1 protein-coding gene is annotated in these 390 nt (G+C 57.4%); it reads left to right on the top strand.

The window, feature by feature from the left end:
* A partial coding sequence (locus GTP44_RS26865) for a transposase (protein ID WP_161021808.1) occupies positions 1-386 on the top strand: 386 nt, incomplete at its 5' end.
* Between the last annotated feature and the right edge of the window lie 4 nt (positions 387-390).

Raw genomic sequence — 390 nt, 5'->3', positions numbered from 1 at the left:
TCGGCACCACCACGGCGGCCAGGCTGCTGGGCCAGTTCGGCGACATACGGCGCTTCACCAGTGCCAAGGCGTTCGCCGCATTCCTCGGCGTCACGCCCATGCAACGCAGCTCCGGCACCTCCTTGAAGGGGCGCACCATCATCAGCCGAAGTGGTAGTACCTCACTGCGCGCGGCGCTTTACATGCCGGGACTGGTGGCCAAGCGCCACAACCCCTTGCTCAACACCTTCGCCGAACGGTTGACTAAAAATGGTATGTCAAACAAGGCGGTGATTAGTGCTGTCGTTCACAAACTGACGCATCTGATTTATGGTGTCATCCGTACTGGCAAGCCTTTCGACCCCAAATACTTATCGAAAAAGCTTGCCATTCAAGACGGTATCTGACACC

The organism is Duganella lactea, from assembly GCF_009857505.1.
Taxonomy (GTDB): Bacteria; Pseudomonadota; Gammaproteobacteria; order Burkholderiales; family Burkholderiaceae_D; genus Rugamonas; species Rugamonas lactea.
The sequence above is the reverse complement of the archived record's forward strand: the minus strand, read 5'-3'. Positions and strand labels throughout refer to the sequence as shown.